This window comes from Bacteroidales bacterium (assembly GCA_031276035.1).
In the GTDB taxonomy this organism is placed as follows: Bacteria; Bacteroidota; Bacteroidia; order Bacteroidales; family BM520; genus RGIG7150.
Genome location: JAISNV010000028.1, coordinates 127,714 through 146,846, shown reverse-complemented (window position 1 = coordinate 146,846; position 19,133 = coordinate 127,714). Strand labels below are relative to the sequence as shown.

The following is a 19,133-nucleotide window of genomic DNA, read 5'->3' as shown; positions in this document are numbered from 1 at the left end:
TTCGGCTAATTTTTCAGATTGCGTTACAGCTCAATACTTCAAAAATATTCTACAACAAAATGTTTCTGATAGTTTGCCTTAGTTGTTTATTTACCACATTTCATCATACTTTGTCCAAAGATGATCGCCTAAATCCCATGCTTTTTCTATAGCTTCGGAACATTTTAAGTTAGAATAATCTGTTAGAAAACTTATGCATTTTTTCTTGTTGGATTTCAATAATTCTAAAGCTTTTGCTTCGATGTCTTTTTGATTAGCTATCATTTCTTTTTGAAATGGGTTCCATACTTCTGCAAGATCATTCTGCATATCACCCCAACGATGGACTGCTAAAGTGCCGAGGCGATTAAATGCCCACCAAGCGGATTTTCTGCTGAATCCTGTTTCTCTACCGCAAGTTTTATATTCTTCAGGAAGATCTGTAACACAGCCGTAAACAGGAATATAAACTGATGTGGCAACATTATCCAAAGCTAACCAAACAAGTCCGCCGATTTCATCCGGCAGAAAATTGCGGCATTGAATTATAGTTGCATACATTGTGTACCATCGTGAAATAGTGCGCTCGCCAAGTTCACCCCATCCACCGTTGAGACGAAGCATTTTGTTCATATCATAAGGCATTTGCGGATTTGCTAACGGTGAAATTACCATTTTCCCTTCTTTATCAGGAACCAACAAGGTTTTGCGCATATCAAAATCAGTTCCTTCATATTGATCCTTAAAAACCATAATCAAATCTTCAAGAGTTACCGGTTTATCGGGTTTTACGGAAAAAGGATAATTTTCCGCGTTAGGATCTAACTTTAATGAAGGTGCAAGAAGGTCAAAAACGCGCCATTCTCTTCTGCGAGCTGCTATTGAAGTACGCGTTTCAGGAGCATAAACATAACAAAACCTGAAAGTTTCTCCTTCTTTCCACCAGTTATTCTCAATAGCAACACTAAATAAATTATCGGAAAATATAAAATGATCCGGATCATTGATATCGATTTCTTTTATTGTACTTGCATTTGCATTAACGGATATATGATTATCAGGAACTCTTTGGGCAACCCATACCGCACCTTTTTTATCTTTTCCCGGGCCAACGATTTCAAAATGCCAGACTTCATTCTTGTCGGCGATTGTTAAACATTCACCTTCATCAATCCAGCCGTATTCAGCGAGAAGTTCACCTGCTGTATTAATTGCGTGGCGAGCAGTGGAACAACGTTCAAGCATCAGCTGACACAAACGTTCACAGTCTATTAATCCGTTTGCGGAGACTAATTCCGGGCGGCCGCCAAAGGTAGATTCGCCTATTGCCAGTTGTTTCTCGTTAATACAAGGATAAGCGGAATTAATATAAGCGTAAGTGTTTTTAACCTGAGGAATTTCCCCTACTTTAATATAGGAATAAGTCGGCATTTTCGTTGTATCGCATCGTCCTCTTTTAAACATTTCAACCGTTGCATTATCTTTATGAGTTTTATTCGGTTCGATGAGAATATTTGAACGGGTACGATGACTGTCGTCGGTGTGAGAAGTATAAACCGAACCGTCGGAAGAAGCGAGCCTTCCAACCGTTACAGAAGTACATCCGTCTGCAAATCCGCCAATCCAGTCTGATTTATCAACTTGAGAAAGAAGTAGATTCGGAATTAATATTAGCAATAAGAATAATTTTTTCATATTATGATATTTAATAAATTATGCAAAAATAATTATTATAATTTGATTAAAATTAGATATAACTTTCATTATTGTAATATTTATCACCAAATTGTTAATTGATAACTGTCAATTATCAATTATTTTGTACTTTTGCAAGCTTTTTCAAGCAAGCAAAATATATCATGAAAGAAGATTTAAGTAATCCTTTATCTCTGGGTACTGCAAAGGTATCTAGATTGTTGGCATATTACGCATTTCCGGCGATTATTGCCATGATCACATCGTCATTGTACAATATTGTTGATAGTATTTTTATCGGACATGGAGTGGGGGCAATGGCTATATCCGGATTGGCAGTATCTTTCCCGTTGATGAATATTTCTGCCGCACTCGGAAGTATGGTTGGTGTTGGCGCAGCTTCGCTCATGTCTATAAAAATGGGGCAAAAAGATTTTGCCAGCGCTGATAAAATACTTGGGAATACTGTGATTCTGAATATTGCGATAGGTATAGTTCAACTTGTTGTTTTTCTGGTATGGCTAAAACCTGTACTGATACTTTTCGGTGCAGGTGAAGAAACATTGCCTTACGCTTATGACTACATGAAAGTTTTGGTAATAGGTAATGTTGTTACTCATTTATATTTCGGATTAATTGCACTATTAAGAAGTTCGGGATATCCGCGAATGGCAATGAATGTTCCGATCATTACAATTATTTTCAATTGTGTCATGGATGCATTGTTTATTTTCGTTTTCAAAATGGGAATTTTCGGAGCTGCTCTGGCAACTATTCTTGCACAGGTTTTGGGATTAGCCATTTCTCTATATCACTTTTCTCAGAAAAAATCTTTTGTACACTTTAAGAAAGGTATCTTTAAATTTGAACCTAGGTTATCAAAAGAAATTATTGTAATCGGAACCGCTCCCTTTTTGGTTAATCTTTGTGCAAGTCTTGTCGTAATTTTTATTAATAATGCACTAAAGAGAATCGGCGGCGACATAAGTATCGGAGCGTATGGAATTGTTAATCGATTCAGTATGTTGTTTGTTATGGTTGTAAATGGTATTACTCAAGGTATGCAACCGATTATCGGATATAATTACGGAGCAAAGAAATACGACAGATTGAAATCCGCATTGAAATTAGGAAGTATTGCTGCTACAGTTGTAGTTTGTATCGGTGCGCTTTTGTGTATTGCATTTCCTTATACAATTGCAAAAATGTTTACAACCGATCCAACTTTGCTTGAAGTATCAAAGCAAGGATTAAGGATTACAAATATTGCTTTTCCGGTTGTAGGGTTCAGCATAGTTATTTCCAACTTTTTCCAATCTATAGGGAAACCCGCACAAGCGATATTCTTATCTTTAACCCGTCAGTTATTATTCCTAATACCATTATTGATAATACTTCCACCTCTATTTGAAGATACTTTTGGTGTTTGGTTGTCAATACCCATTTCCGATATTATTTCATCAGTCCTTGCTATAATTTTGGTAACGAAACAGATTAAAAAAATGGATTCTGAGATGATTAAATTAAATGGATAAATTCTCTTTAGTTGGATTATTTCCAATGAGAATATTTACTTAATTATCATAATTTATATATTGATTTTCCATTGAAATTATGTAGGTGATTTTTAATTTTTTATTACTAATTTTATTAGTAAGTATGTCTAATTTGCATTCTACTTTTCCACCTATTTGTAAAAAACGGAATTCTTTCAACACCCGAGGTTATTTGTAAAAAAAACGAACATTTATGTCTAATTATTTGACGCAAAATATTGTATTTATTTTGTTAATTGTTGATTATAAGTAATAAATGTTTTCTGGCATAAATCTTCCAAAATAAATCTCCAAAATAATTTTAAGCATAATTATTCCGCAAAAAGAATAATTTCCGAAAACAATAATTAAAATTGATAGAATGAGAAAAAATATTTTACTAAGTATAAGACACCTATTAAGTAATAAAGCTAATTCATTAATTAATTTGCTCGGACTTGTTTTAGGATTGACAGTTGTTACTATTGTTACTGTTTTTGTAATCAACGAAACAGGATATAATAAATCTTTTAAAAACTATAATAAGATTTACCGCGTACTGAATAATGATAATACTAATTTGTGGGCGAACACTCCTTTTGTTCTTGGCGAAACTATATATGATAATTTTGCTGAGGTTGAAACATATGCTCATCAATATAATATTCCGCAATATGAAATATTTCATAATGATAATTTTTTGTTGGAAGAACATTTATTATGTACTGAAAGCTCTTTTTTTGATATGTTTGGAGTTGATATTATTGAAGGAGATTTACAAGGGTTTGATGAAGTTGATAATAAAATTCTCATAAATAAAGATATTGCCGAAAGATATTATGGTGATGAAACTCCATTAGGAAAATTAATTAAAATAAAATTGTCGGGAGAAGAATATGAAATGGAAGTGATTGGCGTTTTTAATAATTTTAAATCTAATGTTACAATCAAAGCTTCGGTAATAACGAATAGCGAATTAGCTTTTAAGCATTTGAGAAAGACTATTATTACCGTTGGAAACAGTGTAGATTTTACTGACCTCCAAAAATCATGGACAAGCAGTCAGTTTTTTACTAATTACATATTATTAAAAGAAGATGCTGATATTGATGAGTTTTCTAAAAAACTTGCCAAACTCGGCGAAGACTACTCTAATGAAAATCTGATTTTGAAATTATCATTACAACCATTAAGAAGTATTTATTTCAATTCTGAAAATATTTTTGATAATAATAATCCCGACAAAGGAAATACTCAGATGTTATTCATCTTAATCTCGGTAGGATTCTTGATTTTGTTTATCGCTTTTATTAATTATCTGAATCTCACTACGGCTCAGATGATGACCCAGACAAAATCTCTGGCGATCCAGTCAATATGCGGAGCATCACGATCAGGTCTTATTGCTCAAATGATATTTGAGTCTACATTAATATCATTAATAGCTCTGCCGATTGCAATGTTTCTGGCAAGTTCATTATTCCCATGGATCAGCATCCTACTAAATAAATCTTACGAACTAACATTAAGCTCGTCATTTTTGTTTGTTTTAGTTTGTTTGATATTAATAACTACCATAATGGGAGTTTTATCGGGACTTATCATATCCGTTAGAACTACATCATTTAATCTTGTAGAAGTTTTAAAAAATAAGATTATGGCGAAGTCCGGTAAAAGATTGTTTAGCAAGGTTATGGTTGTATTTCAGATTGTTATATTCATAATATTAATCTCTTCTATGATAATTATGAACAGGCAAATAAATTATGCATTTAATATGGATATAGGTATAAATAAAGAAGGTCTGATTAAAATTTCTGCCGGTGATGTAAATTATGATGTTTTTAAGCAAAAAATTCAAGAAAATCCTGATGTCATTTCTATTTCAAGAGCATTATGGGTCCCCCCTTTTAATGGAAAGATGATGATAAGCACTCCTAAAGCCAATGATCCTTCGGAGATGGCACAGTTATATTATAATTTTGTCGATTATGATTTTGTTGAGACAATGGGAATAAAAGTTTTAGACGGAAAAGGTTTTGATATTGAAAGTTCGGTTGGTGGAGCATTAGTAAACGAAGCTACCGTTAATGAGTTGGGAATAACGGAAGTAATCGGGCATCCGGTTGTGTTCGGTAAAATCGTTGGGGTTATTTCGGATTTCAATATGTACTCGATTTACGAACCTATTCCTCCAATGGTTATCGTATTGAATCCAAAGATGGTTAGTGAGATAGCTATCAAATTGAATACAAATAATATTAAAAATACAATTAATTATTTGGAGAAAGCATGGTCGGAATCAGGAGCTACGACACCTTTTAATTTTCAATTTATTGATGATGTTCTTAACCAGTTTTACAGAAAGGATATAAGATTTTCAAGGCTTATAGGAATATCTGCATTTGTAGCAATACTAATTACTTGTATGGGATTATTCGGATTGTCATTATTAATGAGCAAACAGAAGACTAAAGAAATAGGAATGCGTAAGATTAACGGTGCTACCGAATTCGAAATAATCAAACTTTTGAACTCAGGCGTTATTATACAGGTACTTATCGCATTTGTAATTGCTGTTCCGATTTCTTGGTATTTGATGACAAAATGGTTGGATAATTTTGTTTTTAAAACAAATCTTAATATATGGATATTTCTTTTGGCAGGATTATTAGCTCTTGTGATAACATTAATTACTGTAAGCTGGCAAAGTTGGCGTGCAGCAATGAAAAATCCTGTAGAAGCATTAAAATATGAATAAAAAATAATTGTTTAAAATGATTTTAATTTCGGATTTTGTGTTTTGAACCGATACTTTCTTGAAAAGATATTATTATCTCTTATATTTTGATTAATTTTTCCAGCCGCATTCCTCTTGAGCCTTTTATCAGGATGTTCTTGTTTTCTAATTCTTGAATGTTGAAGTTTTGAATTGCTTCGTCAACCGTAAGATAAGTTTCGTATTCAGAGTTTAGCTGTTGGAAATTCTTTCCTATCAAAATAACTTTTTCTACATTCATACTACGTAACTTATCCAAAATTTTCTTATGTTCTTTTTCAGTATCGTTTCCGAGTTCAAACATATCGCCGAGAATTAGGATTTTATTAGAAACTTTTATTTCATTGAAAGTATCGAGTGCGACTTCCATGCTTGAAGGATTTGCGTTATAAGCATCACTTACTATTGTGTTACTATTTATTTTGATAATTTGCGAACGATTATTATCAGATTCGAAATTACTCAAATATTGGGTAATATCTTCTCCGGAAACATCAAAATAATTTCCTATACAAGCCGCAGCAAGCATATTAATAAAATTATACCTTCCATACATTTTACCTTCCACATGGAAAACTTTTTCACTTCTCTTTGTTTGCCAGTCAAAAGAAAGATTCATCGTTGTTTCATCAAGCCTTCCCGAACAAAATATATCGACAGAATTTGTAATTTCATGTCCTTGAACTTTCAAATTTTCGATCTTCTTACTTATGTCTTTATAAAAAATATTAGTCGTATTATTTGGTAGATTTTTTATCAGGATTTCGTTACACAAATTAATAAATAAACTTCCTTTGGTTTTATCAATGAAATTGTAGAGTTCTAATTTAGTTTTGATAATATTTTCTAATGAGCCGAAACCTTCTAGATGAGCTTTTCCTATTGACGTAATAATTCCATAATTTGGTTTTGCTATTTCACAAAGAGAAGCTATCTCTCCTACGTGATTTGCACCCATTTCAATTATGCAGAAGTCGGTATTGTGTATATTATTTACGGATAATAAGCTTAACGGAACGCCGATATGATTATTCAGATTTCCCGACGTTGCTTTTACTTTATATTTAAGAGAAAGTGCACCGGCAATAAGTTCTTTAGTTGTGGTTTTTCCGTTTGTACCTGTAATTCCGATTACAGGAAAATTAAATTTAGATCTATGAAAAGCAGCTAAATCCTGCAAGGTTTTCAAGCAATCATCAACTAAAATAAATCGCGAATCATTTGTATTATAGTATTCCTTTTCATCAACAATACAAACAGCAGCACCTTTTTCAAGGGCTTCCGATGCATATTTATTACCATTAAAATTTGTTCCCTTTAATGCAAAAAAGATAGAATCTTTATCCACCGAACGGCTATCGGTAGAGACTTTCCCATATTTGAGAAATATTTCGTATAAAGTTTCTATTTTCATTTTATTTAAAAAAGTTCGAGGTTTCAATTTTGAAATATTATTATTTCAAAGCGTAAGAATCCATCTACTAAATTCTATTAGTCTTTTTCATTTTAACTTTATAAAGAGATGAACAATATTTCTATATGAATCCTTGATATAAAATTTTCAATAAAAAAACCAACATGATGGAAATTCTGTATCAAAACACATCATGTTGGTTTATCTGAATTATGAACAAATTTATGTTTTTAGTAGATAGTTTGTCCTCCTGATTTATCCATTGCGCATCTAAAGCCGATATAATTTGTAGCTTCATCTTGATGCAGATATCTTCTTATTCCCGGACTTAAATAATAAGCGGGATCAACCCAAGAACCGCCTTTGTAAACTCTTGTTTCATCGGAGATTAGACTTCTTGTGCCGTATTCGTACATTTTATTACTTACTGCTGAAGTATTATCTCCCGGGTCAGCCCAGTTGCCGTCTACTTGTGACATTACATCGCCATCAAGATAATTGATATTATTGGCTTGACGATAATTTCTTCTTGTAAGGTTTTCTTCAACAGTAACATCTTCATAACGTAATCTTCCGTATTCATCTTTTTCCGCGAGATTTCCATCTTCATCTGTTACGGGTTTCTGGAAAACATTACCTCTTACAGGATTAAGATCCGAAACATCCATAAAAGACATTGGGCGATAAACATCGAAAACCCATTCCGCTACATTGCCTGCCATATTATATAAACCGAAATCATTCGGCCAATAAGAAGCAACTTCGGCAGGAAACATTGAACCGTCGTTAAGAGAACCGGCAACACCCATATAATCGCCCGAACCGGCGCGGAAATTTGCCATCAAGCTTCCGTAATAAGCTCTTTCATCAGTACGTAAACCTGTTTTATTCCAAGGATAAACTCTTCTTTCGACAATATTGTTTTGGTAAGTATTACCTATTAAGCCGTATGCTGCATATTCCCATTCGGCTTCGGTAGGAAGTCTGTAATTCGGTAATAAAATACCATCTTCCCATCTTACGCGTCTTTCGCCTGTACCATTAGGGTTATTATCAACAAGATTCTGATTAACATTACCGATATATTGACCGGCTAAATATGTTCCCGAAGTAAAATGATCTCTACTGTTTTGGGCGGGGTCATGGTTAAGGATACCATAGTTAATTAATAATTGTTCATTAACGCGGTCTGAACGCCATGTACAAAAATCGCGTGCTTGTACCCAGTTAACGCCAACCACAGGATAATCTTTATAGGCAGGATGCCTCAAATAGTTGGTAACCATTGGTTCGTTATAACCTAATTTTTGTCTCCATACCAAAGTATCCGGTAAAGCTTTTCTTACAAGTTCGGGATAATCTACACCGTAGATGCGACTCATCCAATATAAATATTCGAGATAATCTGTATTGGCAACTTCTGTTTCATCCATATAAAATGAAGAGATAGAAATTTTTCTCGGATAATTATCATATTCACCCATAACATTATCATAAACTTGTCCCATTACAAAAGTTCCGCCTTCAATAAACACGAGACCCGGACCGGCCATTTGGTCAACATAATCTGTTGCTACCGTATAACCACCGTTATCAGGATCATTGTATCTCCATCCTGTGGTAGGAGAATATGAACTTCTATCGCATCCGGAAAATAGAATAATTCCGGCTAAAATAATTAATGAAAATAGGTTTGTTTTCTTAGAATTCATCATTTTATATATTTCAAATTATATTAATAACTAAAATTGTGGCGATTTTATTGCCCTGATTACTCTTTTTTGCGGACCTTGATAAATGCAGAAGTTCCATTGCAATGAAACTTCATGTGAACCATGTGATTTTAAACCTACACCGGTGATATTAAAATCATAAGAATATCCGATTTTGATTTTTTCGAAAGATATTCCAACTAATGCGCATAACGCATGAGAATTCATATCCGGACTTGTAAAGCAAACATTATTTTTATACCATAATCCTGTGGTAATCATTTTCAAATTAGCATATAAGCCAAGATAGAAATTATCAAATCCGTCTTGGTGTTGATAAATAAAATTCGGCGATAAAGAATATTCTTCCCTAAGATCCAAAGGGATATCCAAGCCGCCGTGCACCGTATATTTAATAGTTGAAGCGTTTTTAAAATATCTCGCATTTTCACCGTTACCGATACCGCTTGTAAAATGTGCAACACTAAAACCGGCATAATATTTTCCGTCGTAAGTAGCATAAACTCCAATGGAAAAATCGGGTACATAATACAATTGGTTGCTCAAACCTTCTGATGAACCTGTAGTGCCGTCCGGTAAAACAATAGATCCTGTATTAAAATCATGCATTCTTATCCCGCCGGATAATCCCGCTCTTATATAAAGCTTTTGAGTTACTTTAATTTGATAAGAATAAAATAAGTTAATGCTGTATTGACGCAAAATATCATCAGGCATAAAAGATATAACTTGAACGCCGAAACCGCTATTGATATCTTCCAAATTCTGGTCGTAAGTTACGCCAAAACTATTATATGCATCAAACCCCGGCCATTGTAATCTGTAATTCAATCCTAATCTGCCGCATTCGGTTGTTCCTGCCAGAGCAGGATTAATGTATAACGGACTCGCGTAAAATTGAGAAAACGCCGGATCTTGTGCTTTCATTGAAATGAATATCAACGTTAGAATAATTATGCAAACAATACGTTTCATAAAAAATTTCAGCGCAAAAATATAAATAATTATTGAGTAATCGTATTTTTAACCGAATAAGTTTTTATAATATTTTTAACCAAAAATCGTTAGAAATATTGTATTATTGCATTTAAAATTGATTTAATGAAGAAAAAATTATTTTTAGTATATATATATTTATTTATTACATACGTATTATCGGCACAAATGGTAACAATCAAATGGAATGATAATTCGAATATAAATATTTATGATAATGTAATTAAAGTATTGGATTTTGATAATGCCGTTCATATTAGTGAAACAAATTATCTTCCGTTATATATTTATCAGGAAAATGTTGTACATAATAATTTGAATGTGAACTTTCTGGAAGGAATAGTTTCGATAATTCCCAATGAGCAATTAATTGGAATAGAAGGAGTTGAATGTATTGAAAGCGATTTTCAATTTAAATTTTTCTTTTCTGTTGATAGAAAAAAACCTGTTTTAAACTTTCATGTTATCCCGGTTAGGTTTAATAATGAATTGGGTGTTTATGAAAGACTTGAAACATTTTATTATTTTATTGATGATTTGGGGGAAATTGAAAAAGGTGTTCAGACAAAAAATCATACTTACGGTAATTCAAAACTTAGTAAAGGAACTTGGTATAAATTTTTTGTTGATGAAGACGGTTTCTACAAAATTACTTATCAGGAATTGAAAGATTTAGGAGTTGATGTTGATAATATCAATCCTAAAACATTACAGGTTTTCGGTAATGGAGGTAAAATGTTAAACGAAATTGCCGGAAAAGAAAGATATAATGATCTTAATGAAGTACCGATTTGGGTTATTGGGGAAGAAGACGGAAAGTTCAACAGCAGTGATTATATTCTTTTTTATGGAAGCGGCCCTGATGAGTGGAAATATGAAGATGGGATGTTTATGTTTTATAAAAACCTTTACACAAAAAAATCCGGTTATTTCTTAACATTTGGCCAGGCCGACGGTAAAAGAATTGGAACAAGAGAAGCCGTATCAGGAACTCCTGCCCAAACTGTTACTGATTTTGTTGATTATCTTGCCCGTGAATCTGCTACGGTCAATCTTATTAAGTCGGGTAGGAAATGGTTCGGAGATTCTTTTGATGTCAATACTCAACAAACTTTTTCATTTAACTTTCCGAACATAGTAACTAATAAAGAAACAAAAATATTCTATGAAGTTGCGGCAAGGCAATTTTCAACATCAACTTTTAATGTTAGAGTGGAGAACTATTCAAAAACATTTACTTTTGGTGTTGTAAGTACCCAATTAGGTAGTCGTTACGCTTTTGCCGGAAGAGATAATTCCGGTTTTCTCCCCTCATCAGATAATATTAATGTAACTATGACTTACTCAAAACCCGGTTCCACATCAAATGCATGGTTACGTTGTATATACGTAAATGCTTATCGGAAGTTGAGTTACTCCTCTGGTACGTTGTTCTTTAGGTCATACAATACAAATTTTAGCGGTGATGTGGCTGAGTATAAAATAGCTGTTAGCGGTAGTACATCAAACTTAAGGATTCTGGATATTACGAAACCTGCCGAACCGGCACAAGTTACATTTTCAAACAATCAGTCGAACATTACTTTTCCTTTTTATACTGATAAAATTTATCAATATGTTTGTTATGACGGCTCTGAAACGAAATCGGTTGAATTTCATAAAAGTATTATTGCCAATCAGAATATACATGCGAAAGATTCTCCCGATATGGTAATTATTTATAAGGATATTCTAAAAGATGAGGTAACAAGACTTTATCAATATCATGTTAATACTGGTTTGAAAACATATATGATTGATGTTGAACATGTATATAATGAATTTTCTTCCGGTGTTCCCGATTTGTGTGCGATAAGAGACATGATGAAAATGTGGTATGATAATGCCGATGAAGGTAAAGAACCCAGATATCTATTGTTGGTTGGCGGTGCTTCTTATGACCCATTGGATAGAATAAATCCTAATACTAGTGATATTTTAATACATCAATCGAGAGATGCCGGTGTTGTTGAAACATTAAATACCAGCAGCAGTGTCTGTAGTGATGATTTTTACGGATATTTGGATGATCTTGAAGGACTTTATAATAACGGAGATGCTATTGATGTAGCTGTCGGTAGAATTCCTACAAGTACCGTTGAGGATACAAAATATGTTATTGATAAAATCTTGCATTATACAAGTAATACTGAGGAACAATTCGGCGATTGGAGAAACATTGTAACATTTCTTGCCGATGATGCCGATAATAATGAATTATATCATTTGAATTATTCGGAGTCTTATGCTAATATTATTGAAAATAATTTTAAGGAGTTTAGTGCAAATAAAATATATGCCGGAGCATATACTCAAGTAACTACTGCGGGAGGGCAAAGATATCCTGAGGTTACTGCAGATGTTAGTGCGAGAATTGATAAAGGAACTCTGATTTTTATTTATTCGGGACATGGAGGAATTAAACAATTAGGACTGGAACAGTATGTTGCAATATCAGACATTAATAGCTGGAAAAATTATGATAAACTTACTTTTTTTATTACGGCAACATGTAGTTTCTCCGTTTATGATGATCCTTCGACTGTTTCTGCCGGTGAGTTGGTATTATTAAATAGAAAAGGCGGTGCTGTGGGAATGCTTTCTACTACTCGCGTTACCGGTGGCGGTAATGAACCGCTGTTTAAAAGTTTCTTTCAAAAAGTTTTTGTGAAAGATGATAATAATGAGTTTAAAAATATTGGGGATATAGTACGTGAAACCAAAAATAGTTATTCCACTACATCTGCAAATACAAGAGCATACGGTTTATTAGGCGATCCGGCTATACCTCTTAATTATCCTAAGTATAATTCCGCGGTTAATATTACCAAAATTCTTGTTGACGGAGTGGAAACAGATACAATACGAGCTTTTTCTTATGTTGAAATTGAGGGTGAATTACGCGATAAATACGGTAACACCATGAGTAATTATAATGGAATAATTTATCCTGAAATTCATGATAAACCGTCATTGGTGAGTACGCTTGGTAACGACGGTGCAAGTATTCAAACTTTTTATGCCGATAATAGTATAATTTATAAAGGCAAAGTAAGTATTGTTAATGGAAAATTCAAATTCTCTTTTATTACACCTAAAGATATAGCCTATACTTTTGGAGAAGCAAAAATGAGTTTCTATTTTACCGATGGACAAACCGATGGTAATGGGTTTTATGATGAATATGTTGTTGGGGGAAATATTAATCCTTCCGAAGTTGATGAACAAGGTCCGGATATTGATTTGTTTATCAATGATACATTGTTCGTTAATGGCGGTTATACTAATGAAAATCCCGTTCTTATCGCGAAACTTTATGATAAATCCGGTATTAATACAACAGGTAATGGTATAGGTCATGATATTATCGGATATATTGATGATAATTTGGACAGGATTTATACTATGAATACATTTTATGAATCGGATTTGGATTCATATCAAAGCGGTGTAATTAATTACCCGATGTTTAACTTGGAGAGCGGAAAACATAAAATGGCTATCAGAGCTTGGGACGTATTTAATAATTCGGCTACTTCCGAAATTGAATTTGTAGTTATATCTTCAGATACAATCTATATTTCAAATTTATATAATTATCCAAATCCGTTTACAGATGAAACAACATTTGTACTATCGCATAACCAATCCGGAAATATTATATCGGTTACATTATATATAGCATCATTAAACGGACAGTTAATGAAAACATTATCGAAAACATTTACCTCAAGCAGTTCTAATGAACATTTTATAACATGGGATGGAAAAACCGATAACGGTAAAAGTATTAATCCCGGAATATATGTTTACCGGTTGATTTTAACTGATGAATCTGGTGCGACTTCTTCGTGTGCCGGAAAATTACTTAAAATGAATTTTTAATGAAAAAATGTATAATATTTACCTTTTTTGTTCTGATTATTACATTATGTAATAGCGTTTTTGCACAAACTACATATAATTATTCTATTAATTGGAGTTATAGCAAAAGCAATAACTTATTGTCTTTTGAAAATGCCGCATATCTTATTGATAGTACTTCCCTTCCGGTTTATATGGAAAATATTACTTTGAATAGTGAAGAAGTATGTAAAGAAATGTCAATTAAAAATATATCAGGAACAAGATGTACGGATAAAAATATTTGTGATAATGTTTATGATGAAGATGTAATCTTTGATTGGTCATTTGGTCTTACCGGGGATTCTTCTGTATGTGGATTTATTCTTTATCCTTATTATATTGATAGTAAATCCGGAGAATGCATAATGGTAACATCTTTTGATATTGTTGTTACTACAGAAAAAAGGTCTAAACCCAATCGAGAACTGCCGAGTAGATCCGTTTTATCGAAAGGCGATTGGTATAGATTTAAAGTTCTTTCGGAAGGAGTATATTGCCTTACCTACGAAGACTTATTAGATAACAATGTTGATGTTAAGGGATTGAAATCAGATAACATAAGAATTTTTGCCAATAAAGGATATTTCCTTCCCGAATCAAATAGTAAAGCAATTTTGGATAATGCACCTGAAATCCCAATTATCATAAAAGACGGTGGAGATGGAACTTTCGATAAAGGAGACAGTATTCTTTTTTATTTAGAAGGTCCTCATAGTTGGGAATACGACAAATCAAAATATTTATATTCGCATCAATACAACCATTACTCGGAGACTGCATTTTTTTTACTGAACATCAGCAGTGAGAAAGGGAAAAGAATCAGCGTATTTGATAACTCCAATTTCATTAACAGTAAAAAAACAATTACAAATTATACTAAATTAGATTTTTATCAAAACCCTTTAATCAATATATTAAATTCGGGGAATTTATGGTTTGGTGAAGAATTCGATGATACTGAGCTTTTTATCGTACCTAAAATGTTTTCCGTACCTGAACTTGCTGCTGACGATGAAAATTCCAGTAGTCATATAGTTTATAGAATTATGTGTGTGTCAAGCGGGACTAATTATGTGAATGCTATTGTAAACGGGCAGCATTATAATGTGCAGAGTATAAGTAGAGTTTCAGGTAATTATGTCGGACGAGAAAAGATTTTTAACCATTCGATTAATTTAAATAATCCTAATATTGAAGTTAAATTTCAGTATTCGTCCAACTCTGCCGGCGGTAAAGCTTATTTGGGCTATGTAAACTTAAATCTGAGATCAAAATTAAAATATCCGGGAGATCAATTTACTTTTAGAGATCCGTATTTTTATTCTGAACCTGATGGTGTAAAATATGTTTTGACAAATTCGTCAGTTGGTATTAATGTTTGGAATATAACGGATAAATTGAATCCTATAGATATATCACTTAATCATTCTAATGATACTACATTATTCTATTATAATACCCAGTCTCAAGATCTGCCCGAAGAATTTGTCGCTTTTTATTATAAAGATTTGAAAAACCCTATTTTTGATAGAAAGATAGCAAATCAGGATCTTTTTTCAACATCACATGTGGATAATATTTATATTGTTCCCGAAGGAAAATTTATTGAACAAGCGGAAATGTTCGGACAACTTCATAAAGAAAAAAGCGGTTCTTCATACTTGGTTGTGGAATTAGATAAGATTTATAATGAATTTTCATGTGGAGCACTTGATTTAAGTGCGATAAGAAATTTTATCAGACATATATATCTGTCGTCAGGTAAAACTTACCCTAAGAATGTATTACTTTTTGGCACAACCAGTTTTGATTATAAAAATATTTTAGCTGTCGAACCCAACTTAATGCCTACTTATGAGTCTTATGAATCATTGGAATCCAGCAGATCTTATGGAACGGATGATTATTATGTTTTGATGGATGAAGATGAAGGAGCAGAATGTAAAGGGTATATAGATATTCCGATAGGAAGAATACCTTTTAATAATGAGATAGATATTGAAGGTTATTTTCAAAAAGTGAAGCACTATTATGAAAGTAAATCTTCATCGGATGGAACATGGAAATCGAGATTCGTTGGTGTGGCTGATGACGGCCATACTAGGGCTGATTCGGAAAGTAATGTTTATCCGATGTATATGGAGAAAATTGATACTATAATTAATAGTTATAACCAACATTTTATGTTTAATAAAGTATATATTGATGCTTTTGAACATGTGTCATCCAGTTCAGGTTATACTACTCCCGATGCAACGGATTACTTAATAAACAGTTTTAATGAAGGAGCTTTAATAGTTGCTTATTATGGACATGGCAGCAAATTAGGGTGGGCCGGTGAAAATTTGCTTACGGTACCCTCTATACAAAGGATAAATAATATTGATAATATGCCCTTGGTTGTTGCCGCTACTTGTGATTATTTCGGGTTTGATCAATTAAATCTTTATCCGTCCGCAAAACATCTTATTCAAAGTCCGAAAGGTGGAGCAGTTTCCTTAATTTCAACATCGAGAACAAGCTATGCAACAATCTGTTATAATCTTTTCGGTAAAATTATTGAATTGCTTCGTTATCCTACTATTAACGGAGGACTTACTGCTGGCGAAATATTCCTTGCCGGGAAACAAAATGTGGAACTTCTTTTTAAGAGTATTCATTTGTTCGGCGATCCGGCTATGAAAATTAATTACCCGGAATATAATATTGAAGTCGAATTGATAAATCAAAATAGCATAATTGATAGCATTACGTTTAAAAATTCGGAATTAGTTAATGTTACCGGTCGTATTATTTTAGAAAAAGACTTCAACGGATTTTTGAGCTATGAATTGTATGATCAGCCTACTAAATACAGAACATTGGGCCATGAATACAGTACACCTATGAATTTTTATATTAGAGATAAAATAATAAGCAAAGGTGTCGTAAGCATCGAAAATAATGAGTTTGACATTACATTTAGACTACCGAACAATTTAAATGCCGGTGATTCTACATTAAAGTTACAACTTTATGCCTATGATACAATTAATAATATTACAGCAATAGGATCTGTCTCAAGCATAAACTTCAAAGGTGAAAGTGATGATTATTCGGATACTTCGGGTCCGCGGGTAACTGCTTATATTAATCATCCTTATTTTGAAAATTATGATATTATTGGTAAAGATGCTAATTTATATATTTATTTGTTTGATGAATCTGGAATAGATTTTTATGGTAATAGTATCGGAAAACAAATATCATATATATTAAATGAAGATTATTCGTCTTTTGATATCCTTAATTCTTATTTTGTGTTAGAAAATGATGATTATCAGAGAGGTTATATTGAGTATGAATTAACAGATTTACCTTTGGGTGATAACTATATAACGATTGATGTTTATGATGTAATGGGTAATTTAACTCAAAAAACATTGTATTTTACTGTGGCGGAAAATATTAAACCTAAGCTGATTGATGTATATGTGTCGCCGAATCCGGTTAATAATAATCATACGGAGTTTTACATAACTCATAATATAATTAATAGTGATTTTGATGTGATGATAGATGTTTATGATATTTCAGGAAATAAGAAAACACAATTAAAACAAAAAATATCTGCCACAACTTCCAATCAATTAAATATCCCTTGGAATTGTACAAATAATAATGGAACGAAATTAAGTTCCGGAATATATATATATGTTGTTACAATATATGCCGACGATGTGAGAAAGGCGATTTGTTCGGATAAAATTTTTATTGAATAATAATATTAAGGAAAAAAAAGCGTTATTTCAAATGTGTGGGGAACCATGCTTAAGTAAAATTTAACAAATAATAAATTATGAAGATTTTAAAAAGTGTATTATTAAGTGTATTGTTTATTTCAATAGCAGCATCTTTAAATGCTCAGGATGATCTTAATACTAAATATGCTCAGATGGGTTTAAATTCTATTACAACCGCTGTCCCGTTTATGACAATATCTCCTGATGCTCGTTCAGGCTCAATGGGTGATGTTGGGGTTTCCACATCTCCTGATGCTAATTCAATGCACTGGAATCCTGCAAAGTATGCGTTCCTGAATAAAACCGCAGGTGTATCATTAAATTATATACCATGGATGCGTAGTTTAGGTATTACGGATATCAATCTTTTTAACGTTGCGGGATATTATAAAATAAATGATAAATCAGCTGTTGCCGCTACTCTAACATATTTTTCTTTGGGTGAAATAACTTTTAGAGATTATGAAGGAAGAGATTTAGGCCCTGCAAAACCGAATGAATTTGCTATTGATGCAACCTATTCCAGAAAATTCTCCGAAAAAATTTCCGGTGCTGTTGCCGGCCGTTTTATCTATTCGGATTTAACTAACGGATTATCGAACTCATCCGGCACTAAAGCGGGTACTTCAGTTGCTGCCGATATTGCAATATACTATGTTGAACCCCTTACAATTGCTCAAATGGATGCCGAATTTGCCCTTGGTGTTAATATATCTAATATAGGTTCAAAAATGTCTTATGAAGTTACTAAACAGCATAAAGAATTTATTCCTACCAATTTGAGAATAGGCCCCTCTTTGAAATTAAATATTGATGATTATAACAGTATTTTCTTAGCAGTTGAAATATCCAAACTTTTAGTTCCTACTCCTCCTATTGAAGATGATGAAGGTAATATTTTATACGGAAAAGACAGTAATGTTTCCTTACTGATGGGTATGATCCAATCTTTTTATGATGCTCCCGGATATACCCAGCTTGATAATGGTGAGTATGCAAAAATTGGAGTTTTTCGCGAAGAGTTACAAGAAATTAATATATCCGTAGGTGCGGAATATTGGTATAATAATTTACTGGCGGTGCGTTTGGGTTATTTATATGAAAACCCCAGAAAAGGTGATCGTCAATACATTACTGTAGGAGCAGGCGTTAAATATAATGTTTTCGCATTGGATTTATCATATCTGATCTCCTTAAAACAAAGAAGCCCACTTGAAAATACTTTGCGCTTCTCCTTAACATTAGATTTCGACGCTTCGGCAAGATAGTATAAGA

9 protein-coding genes are annotated in these 19,133 nt (G+C 32.8%); 5 read left to right on the top strand and 4 right to left on the bottom strand.

Translation table 11 applies throughout. From position 1 onward, the window contains the following. Positions 1-90: 90 nt before the first annotated feature. Positions 91-1,674 carry a C69 family dipeptidase gene (locus LBP67_07180; protein MDR2084759.1) on the bottom strand — a complete coding sequence of 528 codons (1,584 nt, stop codon included), beginning with the start codon at positions 1,672-1,674 and terminating at the stop codon, positions 91-93. A 164-nt stretch (positions 1,675-1,838) separates the two neighbouring features. Between LBP67_07180 and LBP67_07175 the strand changes: the two genes are divergently transcribed. Further along, complete coding sequence (locus tag LBP67_07175) at positions 1,839-3,209, top strand: MATE family efflux transporter (protein ID MDR2084758.1); 1,371 nt, start codon at positions 1,839-1,841, stop codon at positions 3,207-3,209. A 382-nt stretch (positions 3,210-3,591) separates the two neighbouring features. Then, positions 3,592-5,970, top strand: coding sequence for an ABC transporter permease (locus LBP67_07170; protein ID MDR2084757.1), 2,379 nt, complete (start codon positions 3,592-3,594; stop codon positions 5,968-5,970). Positions 5,971-6,049: 79 nt separating this feature from the next. Here the strand turns inward: LBP67_07170 and LBP67_07165 are convergent, their stop codons facing one another. The 3 genes from LBP67_07165 to LBP67_07155 form a co-directional block, all read right to left on the bottom strand. Further along, positions 6,050-7,402 carry a UDP-N-acetylmuramoyl-tripeptide--D-alanyl-D-alanine ligase gene (locus tag LBP67_07165; protein ID MDR2084756.1) on the bottom strand — a complete coding sequence of 451 codons (1,353 nt, stop codon included), beginning with the start codon at positions 7,400-7,402 and terminating at the stop codon, positions 6,050-6,052. 230 nt (positions 7,403-7,632) lie between these two features. Then, positions 7,633-9,117 carry an SUMF1/EgtB/PvdO family nonheme iron enzyme gene (locus LBP67_07160; GenBank protein MDR2084755.1) on the bottom strand — a complete coding sequence of 495 codons (1,485 nt, stop codon included), beginning with the start codon at positions 9,115-9,117 and terminating at the stop codon, positions 7,633-7,635. Positions 9,118-9,144: 27 nt separating this feature from the next. Next, complete coding sequence (locus LBP67_07155) at positions 9,145-10,110, bottom strand: PorP/SprF family type IX secretion system membrane protein (GenBank protein MDR2084754.1); 966 nt, start codon at positions 10,108-10,110, stop codon at positions 9,145-9,147. A 126-nt stretch (positions 10,111-10,236) separates the two neighbouring features. Here LBP67_07155 and porU (LBP67_07150) point away from each other — a divergent pair, with 126 nt between their 5' ends. From porU (LBP67_07150) to porV, 3 genes are all read left to right on the top strand, one after another. After that, a complete protein-coding gene (gene porU, locus LBP67_07150; protein ID MDR2084753.1) occupies positions 10,237-14,055 on the top strand; it encodes a type IX secretion system sortase PorU in 3,819 nt (1,272 codons plus the stop codon). Further along, positions 14,055-17,837: a type IX secretion system sortase PorU gene (gene porU / locus LBP67_07145; protein ID MDR2084752.1), complete on the top strand. Its 3,783-nt coding sequence runs from the start codon at positions 14,055-14,057 to the stop codon at positions 17,835-17,837. Before porU (LBP67_07150) ends, porU (LBP67_07145) begins: the two co-directional genes overlap by 1 nt. Positions 17,838-17,914: 77 nt before the next feature. Then, positions 17,915-19,126, top strand: a complete 1,212-nt coding sequence (porV, locus tag LBP67_07140; protein ID MDR2084751.1) for a type IX secretion system outer membrane channel protein PorV — start codon at positions 17,915-17,917, stop codon at positions 19,124-19,126. Positions 19,127-19,133: the final 7 nt, after the last annotated feature.